We start from the raw sequence: 17055 nt of genomic DNA, 5'->3' as shown, positions 1-17055 counted from the left end.
TAAATCCATGTAGGGTGAAAATGCTTGCCAGGAGTGTTGAGGAAGAAGTTGGCAGAAGAGGTAGTGCGCCAAATTCTCACTTGCTTCCCTTACGCAGGTATTAGCCTGATCAGGTTCAACGGATCCCACTTTTTCGTGGTCTCAGCCCATATAGAGCACTCCGACAAGATAGCGGTCAGTAAATCAGATCTAAATTACAAAAGCAAAAGTTGCTATTTAAGAAAATCAGCCCAAAACCACCAGACTCAAGCTGCTCTGACACTAGGGTCTGTTGACCTTTCGCGGTTAAGTTTTGTTCGAGTTAAATGCGCTTTCTATCGTGGCGAACGGGTTGTGGCCTAATCATTCTAAGCAAAGCCCGCTCAGCAAAGAGAAAAACGCGTTTAGCCGAACCCGCAGGGCAGCGCTTGTAGGGACTTTCTCTTGCGTTATCGCTCGTATTTATGGAAAGAGTGGAGAGTGACCACATGGAATAAGCGATGCCTTATATTAAAGCCCCCACAAACTGCTGCTAAAATCATCTCGAAAGGTCAACAGCCCCTAAGGACTTCTTGGCATCTGAAGGGTAAATCCGTATAGTCAGCTGCATATTTCGACAGGTTTCTATATATGTTTCAAAACAATCCCCTATTAGCTCAGCTAAAGCAACAAATGCGCGAAGACCTTCCTATCAAAGAAGGTGTCGTTAAAGGCACCTCCAAAGGCTTTGGCTTTTTGGAAGTTAGCGAGAAAGAAAGTTACTTTATTCCGCCGCCACACATGAAAAAAGTAATGCATGGCGATCACATTACGGCCATCGTGCGTAGTGAAAACGATCGCGAGCTGGTTGAGCCAGAAACGCTGATTGAAGCCGGTGTGACGCGCTTTGTCGGCCGCGTTAAGTGGTTTCGCGACCGCTTAAATATTGTGCCCGATCATCCATTGATGAAAGATGCTATTAAGGCTCGCGCCGCTAAAGGCATGGATGAAAAAAGTCTAAAAGAAGGCGATTGGGTGCTGGGTGAATTAACCCGTCACGCGCTGAAAGATAACGGCTTTTTCGCTAACATCATCGAAGTAATCGCTGGCACTGATGATCCTATCGCCCCTTGGTGGGTGGTATTAGCACGCAATAAGCTGGCTAATGAGGCCCCCGAAGACCGTAAAGATTGGCAACCCGTGGCAGAGGCAGAAACACTGACTCGTCGCGATATTACTGATGTGCCTTTCTTCACTATCGACGGTGAATCCACCCTCGATATGGATGACGCGCTTAGCATCAAGCGGTTAGAAAACGGCTGGGAACTGTTAGTTGCCATTGCCGATCCTACCGCTTATGTTGCCCATAACAGCGTTATGGACAAAGTTGCTGCCGAACGCGCCTTTACTGTGTACTTACCTGGTCGCAACATTCCCATGTTGCCACGTACCTTGGCTGATGAGCTGTGCTCACTGCAAGAAGGCGTAGAACGCTCCGTATTGTGTGCCCGTCTGTTTATCGACTTTGATGGTAAAGTTGATGATAAAGCCGAATTTTTTGCCGCTAAGATGCGTTCACACGCACGCTTAAGCTATGACCAAGTTTCTGACTGGGTTGAGAAAATTGGTGATTGGCAGCCTAAAAACGAAGAAATAGCTGAGCAATTACGCCAACTGACTGATATGACGCTGACGCGTAGCGCTTGGCGCAGCAAACACGCCATCGTGTTTAAAGACCGCCCAGATTATCGTTTTGCGCTGGATGCAAATAGCAGCGTCACCGCCATTTTGGTTGATTATCGCCGAATCGCCAACCAGATGGTTGAAGAGTCGATGATCGCCGCCAACTTGGCATGTGGTAACTGGTTGAACGAACGCATCGGTACCGGTATTTTTAACGTGCATACCGGTTTTGATGGCGAGAAAATGGAAGGTTTAGTCGAGCTGTTGCAAGCTCACGAAGCACCGTTTGAGCCAGAATCTTTGAGCACTCTTGCCGGTTTCTGTGCCCTGCGTCGCTGGGTAGATGAGCGTGAAACGTCTTATCTCGACAGCCGCACTCGTCGTTATCAGTCTTTTGCCGCCATGAGCCCGACCCCAGGCCCGCACTTTGGTTTAGGTTTAACCGCCTACGCCACCTGGACGTCACCGATTCGTAAATACGGCGACATCGTTAACCATCGCTTAATTAAGGCTATTTTGTCTGAGCAAGCACACGAAGCCTTTGTGCCTAGCGACGAGTTGGCCGTACATTTATCGGAACAACGCCGCATGCATCGCCGTGCCGAGCGCGATATTGCCGACTGGTTATACGTTCGCTTCCTGCAACCAGCGGTAGCAGAAGGCAAAGTGTTTGATGCCGATGTTGTTGATGTTGGCCGCGGTGGCGTTAGGTTACGTCTGCATGAAAACGGTGCCGGAGTCTTTATGCCTTCATCACTGATTTTGGCTAACCGCGATCGTTTAGAGTGCAGCTGGGACGATGGCCGCGTCTACTTAGACAAGGCGCCGTTATACGAGCTAGGTCAAGTGGTACAGATTATTATCACCGAAGCCATCGAAGACACGCGTTCGCTTATCGCTAAGCCTGCTCAAGCTATTTCACCAGTCGCCCCCAAGTAAGGCTAACGGCTAAATAGCATAGCAAGAGTCAGAGTAAGAACCGCCAAAGGGCCTGCCAACGCAGGCCCTTTTTTTTGTCTTAAATTGTAGGTGAAGGGTGAAGCGGACAAGATTTCAGAGCTGATATCTCTTTTTCCGTGTATTCCGTGGCGCAAAAAGTCTTTGGCATTTGTCTTTTAGCTGAGTGCTTGGCGCTCGGCGCTGAGTCTTAAAAGCATTATATCCGCCCCTGCTTACATATGCTTAATGGGTATATGGATAAGCTTATGAATTACTTATAGATCTATTAGACTGGCTTCATCAACATTATCCATGCTCTTGGAGTTCATCATGCGCAAATCCATTATCGCGACCCTGCTACTGACTGCGGGTTTAAGCACGGTAGTCCCTGTTCAGGCTAAAGAATTACTTAACAGCAGCTACGACATTGCCCGTGAACTGTTTGCCGAAATTAACCCAGTATTTATTGAGCACTGGGAAGAAGAAACCGGTGAAAAGCTAGAGATCAAGCAGACTCACGCCGGTTCATCTCGTCAAGCTCAGGCTATTTTGCAAGGTTTGCGTGCCGACGTGGTTACCTATAATCAGGTAACTGATGTGGATGTGCTGTATGAAAAAGGCAAACTGATCCCCAAAGATTGGAAAGCTCGCCTGCCGAACGACAGCTCGCCCTATGTCTCGACCATGGCGTTTTTGGTTCGCAAAGATAACCCCAAGAACATTAAAGACTGGAACGATCTCACCCGTGAAGACGTTAAATTAGTGTTCCCCAACCCTAAAACCTCGGGTAACGGTCGTTACACTTATTTAGCCGCTTGGGGCGCTGCCCATAAGCAGTTTGATGGTGACCAAGACAAGATCCTCGAGCACATGGGCAAGCTCGTAAAGCAAGTTGCCGTGTTTGATACCGGCGGCCGTGGCGCGACCACTACTTTTGTTGAGCGTGGCATTGGCGACGTGCTGATCACCTTTGAATCTGAAGTGAACAACATTCGCGACTTATACGCCGATGATGGTTATCAAGTAGTCGTACCCTCGGTAGACGTGTTGGCTGAATTCCCCGTCACTTGGATTGACCGTAATGTAAAACGTAACGACACCGAACAAGAAGCCAAAGCTTATTTGGAGTTTTTATATAGCCCCGTTGCACAGCGCATTTTGGCGAAGCACTACTATCGCGTAAACGATAAAGAAGTCGCAGCCGAAGTCGCTGACAAGTTTCCAGAAACCGAGCTATTTAAAGTAGAAGACGTGTTTGGTAGCTGGGAGCAAGCCATGAAGGATCACTTTGTGAATGGCGGCACCTTAGACCAGTTACAAGCTAAAGGACGCTAAACCATGGCGGCGCTCTTGGGGTCATCTAAGCGAGTATTACCCGGCTTTACCTTAAGCTTGGGCACCAGCTTGCTGTTTGTCAGTCTCATTATCTTGCTGCCATTAACCGGCTTGATAATGAACACTAGCCAAATGGGCTGGGCACAATACTGGCAGGTAATTAGTGACCCCAGAGTGGTGGCAACCTATAAAGTCACCGCCAGCGCCGCAGCTGCAGCTAGCTTGTTCAATATGGTGTTTGGCCTATTAATGGCCTGGATTTTAACCCGTTATCGTTTTCCTGGCCGCGCTCTTCTCGACGGGCTAATGGACCTACCCTTTGCCCTGCCCACCGCCGTAGCGGGCCTGACATTGGCCTCGTTATTTGCCACCAATGGTTGGTATGGCGAATGGTTGGCTGAGTTGGGCATCAAGGTGTCTTACACTTGGATAGGCATAGTAATTGCTATGATCTTTACCAGCGTGCCCTTCGTGGTGCGTACCGTACAGCCGGTATTAGAAGACTTAGGGCCAGAATACGAAGAAGCGGCCGCCATGTTAGGAGCCAGCCCTTGGCAGGCTTTTAGTAGAGTGGTCTTACCCGAATTGAAACCTGCGTTAATTACCGGCACCGCCTTGTCATTTACTCGGAGCTTGGGCGAGTTTGGTGCCGTTATTTTTATTGCCGGCAACATGCCGTGGCAAACCGAAATTACCTCTTTGATGATTTTCATCAAACTCCAAGAATTTGATTATGCTGCTGCCAGTGCCATTGCCAGCATCATATTACTGGCCTCTTTCGTGCTGCTGTTCTTAATAAACGGTATTCAGAGTCGCTTTATGCGCCGCGTACGAGGCAACAGCTAATGGAACAATCCTTAACTTTAAAAGCGTCACGCCCCTGGGGCCGCTGGTTGTTAATTGGCACTGGTGTAACACTGACTCTGCTGTTGTTAGTGGTGCCGCTGCTGGCCATTATTGCCGGTGCCTTCGCCGCGGGAGTGGGTGGGGTAATCGAAAACCTCAACGAACCAGACATGCTGCATGCCATTGGCCTAACGCTGTTGGTAGCCGCATTAACCGTACCCATTAACCTGGTATTCGGTACCCTGCTGGCTTGGTTGGTGACACGCTTTAATTTTCGCGGCCGCCAGCTACTACTCACCCTAATGGACGTGCCGTTTGCGGTATCGCCGGTGGTTGCCGGTTTACTGTATTTACTGATGTATGGCGTAAATGGCCCCGTTGGCGGCTGGCTTGATGGCTACGATATGCAGCTGATGTTTGCCTGGCCCGGCATCGTTATGGTCACGGTGTTTGTGACCTGCCCATTTATGGTACGAGAGCTGGTGCCGCTAATGAGCAGCCAAGGCACGGATTCAGAAGAAGCGGCCGTATTGCTGGGTGCCAGCGGCTGGCAGTTGTTTCGCAAAATCACCCTGCCCAATATTCGCTGGGCGCTGCTATACGGCGTCATCCTGACCAACGCCCGTGCCGTGGGCGAGTTTGGCGCGGTATCGGTCGTATCTGGCGGCATTCGTGGTGAAACCAATACCCTGTCGTTACACGTCGAGCTACTGCATCAAGACTACAACGCAGTCGGTGCTTTTACTGCCGCCGCTTTATTAACGCTGATGGCCGTAATCACCTTATTATTTAAATCTTATCTTGAATGGCGCCTGCACAGCGCCGAAGCACAGGAGTAATCCAGTATGAGTATTCAAATTGAGGGTATTCACAAGTCCTTCGGCAAAACTAAGGTGCTGCACGATATTAATCTCGACTTGCCCAGCGGGCAGCTAGTTGGTCTATTAGGCCCTTCTGGCTCGGGTAAAACCACGCTGCTGCGTATTATTGCCGGGCTTGAGCACGGCAATGGCGGCCGCATTCACTTTAACGGCTCTGATGTGACCGACTTACACGCCCGCGATCGCAACGTCGGTTTTGTGTTTCAAAACTACGCGCTATTTCGCCACATGACGGTATTCGACAACATCGCCTTTGGCCTAAGCATTATGCCCAGAGCGCAACGCCCCGCTAAAAGTGAAATTAAGCGCCGAGTGAACGACTTACTAGAAATGATCCAGCTATCTCATGTGGCTGAGCGTTTTCCGGCCCAGCTGTCTGGCGGTCAACGTCAGCGAGTCGCTTTAGCCCGTTCACTGGCAGTAGAGCCTGGCGTATTGTTACTGGATGAGCCCTTTGGTGCACTGGATGCACAGGTACGCAAAGAGTTACGTCGCTGGTTACGCCGCTTGCATGACGAGCTGCATTTCACCAGCGTGTTTGTAACGCACGATCAAGAAGAAGCATTAGAGGTGTCGGATCAAGTCGTGGTGATGAGCCAAGGCCGAGTGGAGCAAATTGGCACTCCCGATGCTATCTGGCAAGCGCCTGCCAGCCGTTTTGTGTTGGAGTTTTTAGGTGAGGTGAACAAGATTAACGGCGAGCTCAACGGCAGCCGTTTCAAGGTCGGCCATTATCCGCTGCAATTACCGGTGGCTAGCCATAAACAAGGCTCCGCCTGCTGGTATTTACGCCCCCATGAGATCAGCTTAAGAACACAAGCCGATGCTCAGCACCCGTTGCCGGTGCTGGTCACCGACGTCAATGCCCGGGGCAGCCTGATCCAGCTAGAATTAGAGCCCAAAGATTGGCCAGGTCAGCTAATGGAAGCGCAACTTCCCCACCAGCACCTCAGCGGCGTAACTCGTGGCCAAACCTTATACTTAGGTAGCCAAGGCGGCCGCCTCTATGTCGGTGAGCAACAAATCACCGACAGCAGCCTGGCGCTGACGGCTTAAAATACAGCTTTAAGCTGTCAGCGACTGAGCCATCAAAACCTATTTTTGCCACGGAAAAACACGGAAACCACAGAAAAATAGGGATCAGATCTGAAAGGGCCAAAGCTATAAGGGGTAAGAGCAAGTAACAATCAAAACATCGTATATTGTTAGCTCTTACCCATACAATATCTTGTTACTTGTCGATCTTATCCCATCTTAATTTTTCCGTGGTTTCCGTGGATTCCGTGGCGAAGAGTTCTTTAATCTTTAAGCACTGATGCGCAGGGCTTACGCTTCACTCACGTTAACCAAACACACCCGATGATAGATAGCGGTCGCCGCGGTCGCAGATGATGGCGACGATAATGGCGTTATCAGCTTGCTCGGCCAGCTTAAGCGCACCGGCTACGGCTCCGCCGGAGCTGACGCCGCAAAAGATGCCTTCTTCACGGGCTAAGCGCAGCATGGTAGCCATCGCCTCATCTTCGCTAATATCCAGCACCTTATCGACACGGCTTTGCTCGAAGATACCAGGCAAATACGCCTCGGGCCAACGGCGAATGCCGGGGATATTACTGCCCTCACAAGGCTGTAAGCCGATAATTTGCACCTCAGTATTCTGCTGCTTCAGATATTGCGAGACCCCCATAATAGTGCCGGTGGTACCCATACTGGAGACAAAATGCGTTAGCTGACCACCTGTTTGCTGCCAAATTTCGGGGCCTGTGGTTAAAAAGTGCGCTTGGGGATTATCGGGGTTATTAAACTGATCTAAAATTACCCCTTTACCGTCGGCGGCCATTTTATCGGCCAAGTCGCGCGCGCCTTCCATACCCTCTTGCTTACTCACTAAAATTAACTCGGCACCATAAGCCAACATCGAAGCCTTGCGCTCTTCGGTGGCGTTATCGGGCATGATCAAGATCATGCGATAGCCCTTAATAGCCGCCGCCATAGCCAAAGCAATGCCGGTATTACCACTTGTGGACTCAATTAGTGTATCGCCCGGTTTAATCTCGCCACGAGCTTCGGCTTGGCTGATCATATTCAGTGCCGGTCGGTCTTTTACCGACCCCGCTGGGTTATTACCCTCTAATTTGACCAATACTTGGCTGCCCGTATGGCTGGCCAACCGTTGCAGGCGTACCAAAGGGGTATTGCCAACAAAGTCCTCTATGGTTGGAAATTGCATTGTTAATCCTTGAAAGTGATACGTTTATCCCATTTTACCCGATACAACTATGGGTCTCGAAAGCTTATTTTGGCATCTGTTATTACTAAATTGATGGACCTGTGCCCTAAGCCTAAAACTTATCCAAACTATGTCCATGCCAATCTGGCTCCCAGAGCCATCATGATGATGCCAGACAGTCGACTCATTATCACAGACGCTCGTTTTTTCCCCTGCAACACTCGCTTTAAATGCTGCCCAAGTAGGCCATAAGCGCCATTACAAAGGGTGGCTGTTAGAGTAAACACCAACCCTAAGATGAGTAACTGCACAGGAATAGAGCCCGCCTCTTGGCTAACAAACTGAGGAAGAAAGGCCAGAAAAAACAGTGCCACTTTAGGGTTCAGCAAGCCGACTATTAGGCCGCGATAAAAAATTTTTCCCCTGTTATTGCTACTTTGCGCCAGAGGTAAAGCAAACGTCGCCGCACTACGCAAACTAGTCCACCCCAAATAGAGCAAATAAGCCGCCCCAAGATATTTAATGATAATAAAAGCGGTCGCAGACTGCATAATCAGTGCCGATAGCCCGACCACTGCCAACAGGGTGTGTCCGAGGTAAGACATTCCTAGACCGAGCGCCGCCCAAAGACCAGCATAGCGTCGCTTGCTGAATGCTTGCGACAGCACAAAGAAAATATCAGGCCCCGGTGTTAGATTTAGGGCTAAGCAGGCGGGAATAAAGAGCAACCAAGGATCCATCTAATACCTCTATTAAGTTCACGTCTCTAGCATCAGGTACAGGCTAATTCTTGGATAATATGCTACAACCCGTAAGCGCAACTATGTCATATGAATAGAGCATCTATATAGCCATACCCACTATATAGCTGACCGACTTGTCTTGGCCATCTCATCCATATAAAAAGGAGGCTCTATGCCGCAGCAAGGACTTGATGCGCTATTTCGTCCCGCTAGCATCGCCGTAATTGGTGCCTCGCACCGAGATGATGGAGCCGGAAAACTGGTGATGAAAAACTTGCTGGCCGGTAACTTTAGTGGCCCCATTATGCCCGTCAACCCCAAGTACGAAGCAGTGGCTGGTGTGATGGCGTATCCCGATATATCCAGTTTGCCACGCACGCCCGACTTGGCCATTATTTGTACTCCAGCGGAGAAAAACCCCGAGATCGTCGAGCAATTAGGTAGTAAGGGCTGTAAGGCGGCTATTATTTTAGCCGCCGGCACCACGCCCGAGCAATTAACGCAGATGAAAGACAGTGCCCGCGCCCACAAAATGCGCCTACTGGGCCCCAACAGCATGGGTGTGATGATGCCTCACCTAGGGCTAAACGTCAGCTTTGCCCCTTTTCCAGCAAAGCCCGGCCGTATCGCCTTTGTCTCACAATCGGCCGCCGTCTGCTCAACTATTCTTGATTGGGCGCGCCATAACGACATTGGCTTCTCACACTTTGTTTCACTGGGTGACGCCTGCGATATCGACTTTGCGCAACTACTTGATTATTTAGCTCGCGATCGCCACACCAGTGCCATTCTGCTTTATATGGATGCAGTGCAAGATGCCCGTACATTTATGTCTGCAGCCAGAACCGCTTCGCGCAATAAAGCCGTGCTGGTTATCAAAAGCGGGAAAACCCGTATTGGCGCCCAGCTAGGTCATTTACACTCGGGTGGTAATGTGGGCATGGACGCGGCCTACGATGCCGCCATTCGTCGTGCCGGTATGCTACGGGTAAGAGATACCCACGATATGTTTGCTGCTGTAGGAACGCTAAATCATGCTCAACGTTTACGTGGCGAACGACTGGTTATTCTCACTAACGGTGGCGGCCCAGCCATCATGGCCATAGACTCACTGCTGGCTCGTGGCGGAAAGCTGGCCAGCCTAGGGGAACAAACTCTGGCTGCACTGGATAAGGTATTGCCCAAAGCTTGGTCTCATACTAATCCTATCGATATAGTAGGCGATGCGCCCATTAAACGTTATATCGACAGCCTTAAGGTACTACTCGACAGCGATGACTTTGATGCCATTCTAATTATGCATGCGCCCTCGGCCTCGGTCTCCAGCACTCTGGTCGCTAAAGAAATTATTCAGTTACTGAAAGACAACCCTCGCGCGCAGCGCTTTAATATTTTGACTAACTGGTCTGGCGAAACCAGTGTGTTTGAGGCGAGGCGTTGCTTTACCGAGGCCGGCATTCCGACTTATCGCACTCCAGAAAGTGCAGCCGGGGCCTTTATGCACCTGGTGGAATACCGTCGTAACCAAAAGTTACTGATGGAAACACCCGAATCTATTTCCGATATGCCCAGCGATAAAGAAACGGTCACTAACCTTATTCAAGAAGCTTTTTCGCAAAATATTTATCAGCTAGATACCCACGAAGTCAGTCGTCTTACGGCCGCCTATGGCATACACACTCTGCCTACTTGGATTGCCTCAGACAGCACCGAAGCCGCGCACATCGCCGAACAAATTGGCTACCCAGTGGCCATTAAGCTGCGTTCACCTGATATTGTGCATAAATCAGAGGTATCTGGTGTCGTACTTAACTTACGTTCCGCCGCCGAAGTTGCACAGTCTGCCGATGCCATTTTTGACAGGGTTAGTCAGTCTTACCCGGGCGCGCGCATTACAGGTTTAATGGTACAGCGCATGGCTAGCCGCGCCGGTTCGCAAGAGCTACACATAGCGGTACGTTCCGATCCAGTATTTGGCCCTATTATTCTGCTTGGCGATGGCGGAATTGATTGGGATGGCGAAGAACAAGCTGCGGTCTCTCTGTTGCCATTAAATATGACCTTGGCCCGATACTTAGTAATTCATGCCCTTAAAAGCGGCAAGTTAAGAGCCAACCGTTCGCAGCAATCATTAGATATGGAAGCGGTTTGCCGGGTATTAACCAAAGTCTCGCACTTGATCATTAATCATCCCGAAATCACTCATCTCGATATTCACCCGCTTTTGGCCACGGGCAAAGAGCTGATAGCCCTCGATGTCAGCATTAAGTTGCAACCATTTACAGGTGATGGACAGGCTCGATTAGCGATACGCCCTTACCCTACCGAATGGGAAGAGCAGGCTCAGCTTAAAGATGGCAGCACTATATTACTGCGTGCGGTATTGCCCGAAGATGAACCCGCCCATAAAGTTTTTGTCGCCAATGTCTCTGATGAAGACCGATATAAGCGCTTTTTCGCCGATGTGGTGATCGGTCATGAAGAGCTGGCACACATGACGCAGATTGATTACGACCGAGAAATGGCGTTTGTGGCAATTGCCGCCGATGGCAAGATTTTAGCCGTAGTTAGGGCTATTTCGGACTCCGACAACGAAGATGCCGAATTTGCCATCTTAGTTCGCTCCGATCTTAAGGGGTTGGGGTTAGGCCGTTTACTAATGGAGAAAATAATCCGCTATGCCGCCATTAAAGGCCTGAATACGCTCAGTGGCGTCACCATGCCGACTAACCGTGGCATGATCAACCTGGCCCGCAAGCTTGGCTTTAAAGTAAAAATAAACTTAGAAGATGGCGAAGCCGAGCTAAAACTACAGCTAGAAAAGACGGTGGTTGCTCATAACGAGTAGCAGAGAGGGAAACCCCTCTCTGTACGCTGTTCGAAAATTAAATCACTCTTGAGAATTGCTGCATGCGAGCTTGTTGGCGTAAGTGCACGTCGAAACACATGCAAATGTTGCGGATCAATAGCTCGCCTTTAAGGGTAACTTTAATCGCGGTATCGCTGAGCGTGACTAATTCATCGTCAATGAAGGTTTGTAGCAGCTTAAGGTCTTCAGCAAAGTAGTCCATAAACCGAATGTTGTATTGCTGTTCAAGCGGAGCAAAATCGAGCTCGAAACTACAAATCAGGGTTTTAATTAAATCTCGGCGCAAACAGTCATCTTCGTTTAAGGCATAACCGACGGTTTGCGCATGGCCGAGGGTGTCGAGCTGAGCGTAATACTCTTTTAAGTCTTTTTTGTTTTGCGAGTAAGCATCACCAATCATGCTAATGGCCGACACACCTAAGCCCAATAAATCACACTCACCCTGAGTGGTATAACCTTGGAAATTACGGTGCAACTTACCTTCATTTTGGGCGATGGCCAAGCTGTCGTCGGGCAGTGCAAAGTGATCCATGCCAATAAACTGATAACCCTGTTCGGTGAGGAAGTTGATGCTTTGCTCGAGCATCAGCAGCCTATTGGCAGGCGTAGGCATATCCGCTTCGTTTAACTTGCGCTGGGCGGCAAAACGACTCGGTAAATGGGCATAGTTAAATACTGATAGTCGCGCCGGCTTAAGTGCCACAATTTCTTTTAAAGTATGCTGAAAACTTGCAGGCGTTTGCAATGGCAAACCGTAGATTAAATCAAGATTAGTCGAACGAAAGCCTAGCTCGGCGGCTCGATTCACTAACGCCTTAATAAAGTCGTTATCTTGATCGCGGTTCACCATTTTTTGCACAGCTTTGTTGAAGTCTTGCACGCCCAAACTAATGCGGTTAAAGCCTAACTCTTTCAGTACTTCTAGTATGCTTAGCTCAATTTTGCGTGGATCTATCTCTATGCTGTATTCGCCTTGCTCAGCAAAATTAAAATGCTGGCGTAACAGGCTATTTAAACGGCGAATTTGTGGTTCGATCAAGAAAGTCGGAGTGCCACCACCCCAATGCAACTGCGTCACGGTACGCCCAGCAAACATGGGTGCTAAACGCTTGATTTCGAGCTCTAGATAGTCGAGATAGGGATCGGCCTTACTTTGGTGGCGCGTGATCACCTTGTTGCAGCCACAGTAATAACATAGCTTATGGCAAAATGGGATATGCACATATAGCGACAGCGGCCGCTCGGGGTAACGCCCGGCGGCGGCTTTAAGCTGGGTCATGCCAAAAGCATCGTTAAACTCTAATGCCGTGGGATAAGACGTATAACGGGGGCCCGAATAGTTATACTTTTCGATTAGCGCCTGATCCCATACTATTTGTGCTGACATGACCTCTCCTCGGCTTAGCGAGTGGGCAGTTCTAAGCTCGCCAGTCGCGTTACCTCTGTTTTAATTTGTGCGTCCAGCTCTTGTTCAAAACCGGCTCTTTGTAGATCCATGCGCATAATTTCATTGCGCTTATATTGCTTACGAGCATCGTGGGTAGGCATATCTTTCACTTTGTCATACAGGTCATACACACCCGGATAGTCAATGGCAAAGTCTTTTGGCTGAGCAAGCTGCAGCGCATTCAAAAGATTAGTTAAACGGATGGCGCCTTCAGAAAAGTTGCACTGCTCTTGGCTCATCGCCAACGCAATGGTGTTAATACTTTCTAAAATACGTAGATTACGCTTAACGATAGCCTGTTGTTGTTGCTGATTTTGCAACTTCAGCCGAGCCAGTAATTTGCCCGCATAAACAGCCAACCCTACGATGATAAGGCCGCCCACGAGGGCAGCCAGTAACCAAGGAGAGATCATGACTTATCTTCCTTATCCTCATATTGCGCAGGATCAAGTTCTGTATCCATAAAACGCGACCACAGATCGCCTCCCTCAGTAGACTCTTCATCATCGTCTTCCAATAGGCCCAGCTCTTCTAATATTTGCTGGTGGCGCGCTAAGGTTTTGTCTAACCAGCTGGCATCGCTCTTGTTCAGCTTTTCGCCTGCATCTACTTTATCTAGCAAGGTATTAAGACGCTCGTCGTTCTCTAGCTGCTCCAATTCTTGCTCAACGCTCAACGTCGAGGCATTGGGAGCCTGTTCCGCGAAAACATCTTCAGCAATGGCTTTTTCAGGCTGCTGTTTTTTCGCCGGCTTACTGCTTTTATCCGCTTTAGGTTTCGCCGATTCGGGCAGCAAAGAAATCGGCTTTTTAGAGCCTAAACGCGGATCTTGAGCCGCTTTAGAACCGGTATTTTTCGGGTTCAGCTCAGCAACATTCTGTCGCGAGCCAGCTGCTAGCCCGTGCCGTTTAGCTTTGCGTTTGCGATTCTTGCTCTGCTCGGCAGTTTCCTGACCTTCCTTGCGGGATCCAATTTGGCCCGGGCTACGGGCCTTTTTCATGCGTGTCATAGTGACTCCGGTATTTGCAGAAGTATTACATCGGCACCGATAAATTCGATGCCGAGCCCATCCCGTGCCGCCAGCCAAAGAAACGTTTCTCGGCTAAAAAAGCTGACATGGGTAGGATCCTGTTTGTAATGCCAGTTAGCAAATGCTTCCTGGTCTAAGGCCAGCTTGGTCATAATGCCCAGCCAGCCGCCTGGCCGCAGCAAAGACAAGAATAGTTGCCATTCTTTGCTTGGCCGATAAAAATGCTCCAGCACTTCGGTGCAGCATACAAAATCGTATTGTCGCTGTAATCGAGCCGGATAGTGCGCATAGTAAGGATCATAGGTGGTGGTGGCAAAGCCTGCTTCATTAAACATGGCCGCCAGTGCTGGCCCTGGCCCACAACCAAAATCCAACCCCTGACTACCCGCAGGCAAACGCGCTATTAGCGGGTCAACTACGCGCGCTAAAAAGCGGCGATAATTCTCACCTTCAATATGATTCTCGTGCAAATCATATTCTGCTTTCTCTTGTTGTGCATCTAGGCAATATTTAGGATCGACAAAGATTAACCCACACACAGCGCAACGTTGATAATTGCGTTGTTTGTCCTGCCAAAACAGGGGGGTGTCAATATGGTTGCAAAGAGGACAATTCAGGTCGTGCGACTGGGCAGACATGGAAAAACCAGAAAAAGCAGGGGGCACAGGCCCCCAAGGTGATAATATTAACGTAGGCCGGAAACGTACTTAGACAGTACTTCAATATCTTGGTCGGTTAGCTTAGCCGCAACACTGCGCATCATGCCGTTAGGATCGTTGTTACGCTCTCCACTACGGAATAAATGCAGCTGCTCGGCAATATACTTAGGATATTGACCAGCTAGGCTTGGAAACTGAGCGGCTTCCAGACCTGCGCCACGAGGACCATGACAGGCGATGCAAGAGGTAATGCCACGCTCAATGTCACCGCCTTGATACAAAGCAGCGCCCTGTTCAATAACTTCTTCAGGGGTGGCCATCGGTGTAATGGTTTGACTAGCAAAATAAGCTGCCAGATCTGCAGCATCCTGTTCAGACAAAGACATTGCCATGCCACCCATAATGGCGTTAGCACGACCTTCACCACCCGTTGCAGCAGCCTTATAGTCGGCGAGCTGCGTGGCTAGGTAAGAGGCGTGTTGACCAGCTAGCTTAGGGTACATGTCGAGAGGGCTGTTGCCATCAGGACCATGACAAGCGGCGCAGGTAGCCGATTTTGCCTTACCTGCTTGTGCGTCGCCTTGGGCTTGGGCAACACCAACCACTCCGAGCATTAAGGCGAGTGTAATTATAATTTTTTTCATGACGTTGCGACTTCTCGTTGTAAGAGCTTCCAGATCACATACCGATAAGGGCATGTTACAATGCGATTCAAAAAACGACACCATTCTACAATTATTTTGCAAGAAAGTAAGCAAAGCGGGTCGAGAACTCAGGGGAATTCACATTGAATAACAAACAGATAAACTTTAACAGCGCCCGCTTCATTACTAGTGCGCCTGATATTACGCAAATGCCTGAGGACACCGGTGTAGAGATTGCTTTTGCTGGTCGTTCAAATGCAGGTAAATCATCTGCACTAAACACCATTACCCAGCAGAAAAGTCTGGCGCGCATCAGTAAAACCCCAGGCCGTACTCAGCTGATTAACGTATTTGAACTCAGCGAAGGCAAACGCTTAATCGATTTACCAGGCTACGGCTACGCCAAAGTACCACAAGAAATGAAGCTAAAATGGCAGGCAGCCCTGTCAGTATACTTGCAAAAACGCGAAAGCTTGAAAGGCTTGGTGGTGCTAATGGATATTCGCCATCCGCTTAAAGATATCGACCAACAGTTACTGCAATGGGCCAGCGAAAGCCAACTGCCGGTATTAGCCCTGCTCACTAAATGCGATAAACTTAAACCCGGCCAGCGTAACTCGGAAGTATTGCGCGTACGTGAAGCGGTAAAAGTGTTTGGTGGCGATATTCGAGTCGCGTCTTTTAGTTCACTTAAAAGTTTAGGACTAGAGAATGCCAAAGAAGTATTAAGCGCTTGGTTATTGCAAGACGATGACCTTGCAGCAACCACCGACGGGGCCTCAGCCTGATGCGCCTTGACCGATTTTTATCTGAAAGTACCGGTCTAACACGTTCGGTTGCCAAAAAAGCACTGCACCGTGGTGAAGTAACCATCGATGGCGAAGTCGTTAAAAAAAGCGACCTGCAGATTAAACATCAAGAAGTGCGCTTTAAAGGCCAGCTACTTAGCACTCCTTCTGCTCGCTATATTTTGCTGCACAAGCCCGCCGGTTATATCAGTGCCACCCAAGATGATGTGCATCCTTGTGTGCTACAGCTACTGCCGATGGAGCTGCGCCGTAGCATGCAATGTGCAGGCCGACTCGATGTAGACACCACAGGCGTATTGCTGTTAACCGATGATGGCCAATGGTCGCATCGGCTACGCTCGCCCAAAAAAGGCTGCAATAAGGTGTATCAGGTCGATTTATCCGATCCGTTGACAGACACCTTGGCCGCAGAAATCACCGAGCGTTTTGCACAAGGGGTGGAGTTGCACGGTGAAGACAAGCCCACTTTGCCAGCTCAATTAGAAGTGATCACTCCCACTCGGGTACTGCTCACCATACAAGAAGGTAAGTATCACCAAGTTAAACGCATGTTTTCCGCCGTAGGGAATCATGTGGTTGGCCTGCATCGCTTACAAGTAGGCACTATTGTGCTGGGTGATGATTTAGCGGTCGGCGAGTGGCGCTACCTTAGCGCCGAAGAAGTCGCTTCAATCTAGCGCAATGCCGCACTAACTGTGAAACAAAGAGTAACCTATTTTTGCAACGGAAGAACACGGAACTCACGGAAAGTTAAGCTGAGCGAAAAGTGACTAAAGCATATTTTGTCAGGTCTTCACTACAAACTATGTTTTTTCAGATTTGTTCTCTATTTTTCCATGGGTTCAGTGCTCTCGTCGCAAAGAGGCGTTGCGAAATATGTTTTATTTGTTCTTACAACGCCAGTATCTGGGCTGTCGTCTTGAGCAGCTTTCTCAAAAATGCTCGGCTGAAAGTTAATGAGAACACCTTCACCCTGATCCTT

The 17055-nt window shown here is 49.3% G+C and carries 15 protein-coding genes and 1 riboswitch; of the genes, 8 read left to right on the top strand and 7 right to left on the bottom strand.

Annotation, left to right across the window (positions count from 1 at the left end):
• Nucleotides 1-67 precede the first annotated feature (67 nt).
• A riboswitch (TPP riboswitch) is annotated at nt 68-173 on the bottom strand.
• 436 nt (nt 174-609) lie between these two features.
• The 5 genes from ACFQ1C_RS10375 to cysA all read left to right on the top strand — a co-directional run bounded on the left by ACFQ1C_RS10375 (nt 610) and on the right by cysA (nt 6698).
• Nucleotides 610-2580, top strand: a complete 1971-nt coding sequence (locus ACFQ1C_RS10375; protein WP_379558536.1) for an exoribonuclease II — start codon at nt 610-612, stop codon at nt 2578-2580.
• 330 nt (nt 2581-2910) lie between these two features.
• Nucleotides 2911-3915, top strand: a complete 1005-nt coding sequence (gene cysP, locus ACFQ1C_RS10370; RefSeq protein WP_379558535.1) for a thiosulfate ABC transporter substrate-binding protein CysP — start codon at nt 2911-2913, stop codon at nt 3913-3915.
• Nucleotides 3916-3918: 3 nt separating this feature from the next.
• Nucleotides 3919-4761: a sulfate/thiosulfate ABC transporter permease CysT gene (gene cysT, locus ACFQ1C_RS10365; RefSeq protein WP_379558534.1), complete on the top strand. Its 843-nt coding sequence runs from the start codon at nt 3919-3921 to the stop codon at nt 4759-4761.
• A complete protein-coding gene (gene cysW, locus ACFQ1C_RS10360; protein WP_379558533.1) occupies nt 4761-5600 on the top strand; it encodes a sulfate/thiosulfate ABC transporter permease CysW in 840 nt (279 codons plus the stop codon). The genes cysT and cysW overlap by 1 nt, the downstream gene beginning before the upstream one ends.
• Nucleotides 5601-5606: 6 nt before the next feature.
• Nucleotides 5607-6698, top strand: coding sequence for a sulfate/thiosulfate ABC transporter ATP-binding protein CysA (gene cysA / locus ACFQ1C_RS10355; RefSeq protein WP_379558532.1), 1092 nt, complete (start codon nt 5607-5609; stop codon nt 6696-6698).
• A 286-nt stretch (nt 6699-6984) separates the two neighbouring features.
• On the opposite strand, the gene cysM is transcribed toward cysA, so the two are convergent.
• Entirely contained in the window at nt 6985-7872 is an 888-nt protein-coding gene (gene cysM / locus ACFQ1C_RS10350; protein ID WP_379558531.1) for a cysteine synthase CysM, read from the bottom strand.
• A gap of 128 nt (nt 7873-8000) precedes the next feature.
• On the bottom strand, nt 8001-8612 hold the full coding sequence (locus ACFQ1C_RS10345; RefSeq protein ID WP_379558530.1) for a LysE family translocator: 612 nt from the start codon (nt 8610-8612) through the stop codon (nt 8001-8003).
• Between the two features lie 175 nt (nt 8613-8787).
• On the opposite strand from ACFQ1C_RS10345, the gene ACFQ1C_RS10340 reads away from it, so the two are divergent.
• Nucleotides 8788-11463 carry a bifunctional acetate--CoA ligase family protein/GNAT family N-acetyltransferase gene (locus ACFQ1C_RS10340; RefSeq protein WP_379558529.1) on the top strand — a complete coding sequence of 892 codons (2676 nt, stop codon included), beginning with the start codon at nt 8788-8790 and terminating at the stop codon, nt 11461-11463.
• A 37-nt stretch (nt 11464-11500) separates the two neighbouring features.
• Here ACFQ1C_RS10340 and hemN read toward each other — a convergent pair whose 3' ends face one another.
• From hemN to ACFQ1C_RS10315, 5 genes are all read right to left on the bottom strand, one after another.
• Nucleotides 11501-12871, bottom strand: a complete 1371-nt coding sequence (gene hemN, locus ACFQ1C_RS10335; protein ID WP_379558528.1) for an oxygen-independent coproporphyrinogen III oxidase — start codon at nt 12869-12871, stop codon at nt 11501-11503.
• Between the two features lie 14 nt (nt 12872-12885).
• On the bottom strand, nt 12886-13344 hold the full coding sequence (locus ACFQ1C_RS10330) for a DUF2489 domain-containing protein (RefSeq protein ID WP_379558527.1): 459 nt from the start codon (nt 13342-13344) through the stop codon (nt 12886-12888).
• A complete protein-coding gene (gene yihI, locus ACFQ1C_RS10325) occupies nt 13341-13940 on the bottom strand; it encodes a Der GTPase-activating protein YihI (protein WP_379558526.1) in 600 nt (199 codons plus the stop codon). The genes ACFQ1C_RS10330 and yihI overlap by 4 nt, the downstream gene beginning before the upstream one ends.
• Entirely contained in the window at nt 13937-14500 is a 564-nt protein-coding gene (locus ACFQ1C_RS10320) for a class I SAM-dependent methyltransferase (RefSeq protein ID WP_379558525.1), read from the bottom strand. The genes yihI and ACFQ1C_RS10320 overlap by 4 nt, the downstream gene beginning before the upstream one ends.
• A 146-nt stretch (nt 14501-14646) precedes the next feature.
• The gene (locus ACFQ1C_RS10315) at nt 14647-15264 is read right to left on the bottom strand and encodes a c-type cytochrome (protein WP_379558524.1); all 618 of its coding nucleotides are present in this window, start codon (nt 15262-15264) and stop codon (nt 14647-14649) included.
• A 143-nt stretch (nt 15265-15407) separates the two neighbouring features.
• On the opposite strand from ACFQ1C_RS10315, the gene yihA reads away from it, so the two are divergent.
• Together yihA and ACFQ1C_RS10305 are read left to right on the top strand one after the other, a co-directional pair.
• Nucleotides 15408-16052 carry a ribosome biogenesis GTP-binding protein YihA/YsxC gene (gene yihA / locus ACFQ1C_RS10310; protein WP_379558523.1) on the top strand — a complete coding sequence of 215 codons (645 nt, stop codon included), beginning with the start codon at nt 15408-15410 and terminating at the stop codon, nt 16050-16052.
• The gene (locus tag ACFQ1C_RS10305) at nt 16052-16750 is read left to right on the top strand and encodes a pseudouridine synthase (RefSeq protein WP_379558522.1); all 699 of its coding nucleotides are present in this window, start codon (nt 16052-16054) and stop codon (nt 16748-16750) included. Before yihA ends, ACFQ1C_RS10305 begins: the two co-directional genes overlap by 1 nt.
• Nucleotides 16751-17055: the final 305 nt, after the last annotated feature.

The organism is Oceanisphaera ostreae, from assembly GCF_042676125.1.
Taxonomy (GTDB): Bacteria; Pseudomonadota; Gammaproteobacteria; order Enterobacterales; family Aeromonadaceae; genus Oceanimonas; species Oceanimonas ostreae.
The sequence above is the reverse complement of the archived record's forward strand: the minus strand, read 5'-3'. Positions and strand labels throughout refer to the sequence as shown.

Bases quoted from the DNA above. Each gene is read 5' to 3' on its own strand.
- cysP (WP_379558535.1), top strand. From the start codon at position 2,911: ATGCGCAAATCCATTATCGCGACCCTGCTACTGACTGCGGGTTTAAGC.
- cysT (WP_379558534.1), top strand. From the start codon at position 3,919: ATGGCGGCGCTCTTGGGGTCATCTAAGCGAGTATTACCCGGCTTTACC.
- cysM (WP_379558531.1), bottom strand. From the start codon at position 7,872: ATGCAATTTCCAACCATAGAGGACTTTGTTGGCAATACCCCTTTGGTA.
- yihI (WP_379558526.1), bottom strand. From the start codon at position 13,940: ATGACACGCATGAAAAAGGCCCGTAGCCCGGGCCAAATTGGATCCCGC.
- ACFQ1C_RS10330 (WP_379558527.1), bottom strand. From the start codon at position 13,344: ATGATCTCTCCTTGGTTACTGGCTGCCCTCGTGGGCGGCCTTATCATC.
- ACFQ1C_RS10345 (WP_379558530.1), bottom strand. From the start codon at position 8,612: ATGGATCCTTGGTTGCTCTTTATTCCCGCCTGCTTAGCCCTAAATCTA.
- ACFQ1C_RS10375 (WP_379558536.1), top strand. From the start codon at position 610: ATGTTTCAAAACAATCCCCTATTAGCTCAGCTAAAGCAACAAATGCGC.
- cysW (WP_379558533.1), top strand. From the start codon at position 4,761: ATGGAACAATCCTTAACTTTAAAAGCGTCACGCCCCTGGGGCCGCTGG.
- ACFQ1C_RS10305 (WP_379558522.1), top strand. From the start codon at position 16,052: ATGCGCCTTGACCGATTTTTATCTGAAAGTACCGGTCTAACACGTTCG.
- ACFQ1C_RS10315 (WP_379558524.1), bottom strand. From the start codon at position 15,264: ATGAAAAAAATTATAATTACACTCGCCTTAATGCTCGGAGTGGTTGGT.
- cysA (WP_379558532.1), top strand. From the start codon at position 5,607: ATGAGTATTCAAATTGAGGGTATTCACAAGTCCTTCGGCAAAACTAAG.
- ACFQ1C_RS10340 (WP_379558529.1), top strand. From the start codon at position 8,788: ATGCCGCAGCAAGGACTTGATGCGCTATTTCGTCCCGCTAGCATCGCC.
- hemN (WP_379558528.1), bottom strand. From the start codon at position 12,871: ATGTCAGCACAAATAGTATGGGATCAGGCGCTAATCGAAAAGTATAAC.